Source organism: Streptomyces sp. NPDC054841 (genome assembly GCF_053611045.1).
In genome coordinates, this window is record NZ_JBSGZO010000864.1 from 1 (window position 1) to 1,681 (window position 1,681).

Sequence of the window (1,681 nt, forward strand, 5' to 3'; positions counted from 1 at the left end):
CGACGATCCCCGCGCCCGCCGTCGCCGCCGAGTCCGGCGCCACTCCGCCCGCGACCGCGCCGGCCGGCGGCTCCGGGGCCGGCAGGTCCCTCCCCGCAGGCGCGCCCGGACGGATGCCGCGCTGGCTTCCCCGTGCCATGGTGCTGGCGCTGGCCCTCTATGCCTGCTTCCAGCTCGGCAGCTGGGCCTTCCACCAGCTCATCGGGCTGTTGATCAACGTTCTGATCGCGTTCTTCCTGGCACTGGCGATCGAGCCCGTCGTCGGCCGGATGGCGGCCCGAGGCATGCGCCGCGGCCTTGCCACCTTCCTTGTCTTCTTCGGCGTCATGATCGTCGGCATCGGTTTCGTCGTGCTGCTCGGCTCGATGCTGGCGGGCCAGATCGTCGAGATGGTCGAGGACTTCCCCAAGTACCTCGACCAAGTGATCAACTGGATCAACCACACCTTCCGCACGGAGCTGTCCCGCGTCGCGATCCAGGACAGTCTGCTGCGCTCCGACTGGCTGCAGAAGTACGTCCAGAACAGCGCGAGCGGTGTGCTCGACGTCTCCGCGACCGTGCTCGGCGGGCTCTTCAAGCTGCTCACGATCTTCCTGTTCTCGTTCTACTTCGCGGCCGACGGGCCCCGGCTGCGCCGCGCGCTGTGCTCCGTACTGCCGCCGGCGAAGCAGGCCGAGGTGCTGCGCGCCTGGGAGATCGCCGTCGACAAGACGGGCGGCTATCTCTACTCCCGCGGGCTGATGGCCCTGATCTCCGGCGTCGCCCACTACATCCTGCTGGCCATGCTCGGTGTGCCGTACGCCCCGGCGCTCGCGGTGTGGGTCGGGCTCGTCTCCCAGTTCATCCCCACGATCGGTACGTATCTGGCGGGTGCCCTGCCGATGCTGATCGCGTTCACGACCGAGCCCTGGTACGCGGTGTGGGTGCTCGGCTTCGTCCTGATCTACCAGCAGTTCGAGAACTATGTGCTGCAGCCCAAGCTCACCTCAAAGACGGTGGACATCCACCCGGCGGTGGCATTCGGCTCGGTCATCGCGGGCACCGCGCTGCTGGGCGCGGTCGGTGCGCTGATCGCGATTCCAGCGGTCGCGACGCTCCAGGCCTTCCTCGGCGCGTATGTGAAGCGGTACGCCGTGACGGAGGACCCGCGTATGCACGGGCATCGGCGCCACGGTGAGGCGGTGCTGGCCCGGGTGCAGCGTGCGCTGCGCAGCAAGAGGGAGGAGGCGCCGCCCGCGGAGGAGAGCGGCGCCTGAGACTCCGTGCGCGTACGGGCGCCAGCGGTGCGCCGGCTCCGCCTTCGGCAGCATCCGGCGCAGCCAGGACGGCAGCCACCACGCGCTGCGGGACCGCGCAGACGGCGTCCACGGAGGCGCGGGCCGGGCCGCCCGCTGTCAGCGTTTCCGGCGCGACCCGCGATGCTCTACGACACGGTGGGACCCGCGTTGCCGGCCACCGTCGAGCCCGACCAGTTCCAGTCCACCCTTGAGTTCAAGGTGAACTTCCTGCGGCCGGTCCGTCCCGGCCGGCTCCTCGGGCACGGGCGCATCGTCCACCGCGACGGAGACCTGGCCCACCTCGAGGCCGGCCTCACCACCACCGACGGGGCACTCGTCGCCACGGCCACCGCGACCGCCCGGGTGATCAGCCTTGCCGAGGCGCGCAGCGCCGTCTGAACCCC

Annotated in this window: 2 protein-coding genes; both read left to right on the forward strand. The window is 70.6% G+C overall.

Annotation, left to right across the window (positions count from 1 at the left end):
* The first annotated feature begins 113 nt into the window (after positions 1 to 113).
* The gene (locus ACWGI8_RS44015; protein WP_453669211.1) at positions 114 to 1,256 is read left to right on the forward strand and encodes an AI-2E family transporter; all 1,143 of its coding nucleotides are present in this window, start codon (positions 114 to 116) and stop codon (positions 1,254 to 1,256) included.
* A gap of 162 nt (positions 1,257 to 1,418) precedes the next feature.
* On the forward strand, positions 1,419 to 1,676 hold the full coding sequence (locus tag ACWGI8_RS44020; protein WP_453669209.1) for a PaaI family thioesterase: 258 nt from the start codon (positions 1,419 to 1,421) through the stop codon (positions 1,674 to 1,676).
* The last annotated feature ends 5 nt before the right edge of the window (positions 1,677 to 1,681 follow it).

Excerpts from the sequence above, each read along its gene's own strand:
- ACWGI8_RS44020 (WP_453669209.1), top strand. The coding sequence starts at position 1,419 with ATGCTCTACGACACGGTGGGACCCGCGTTGCCGGCCACCGTCGAGCCC.
- ACWGI8_RS44015 (WP_453669211.1), top strand. The coding sequence starts at position 114 with ATGCCGCGCTGGCTTCCCCGTGCCATGGTGCTGGCGCTGGCCCTCTAT.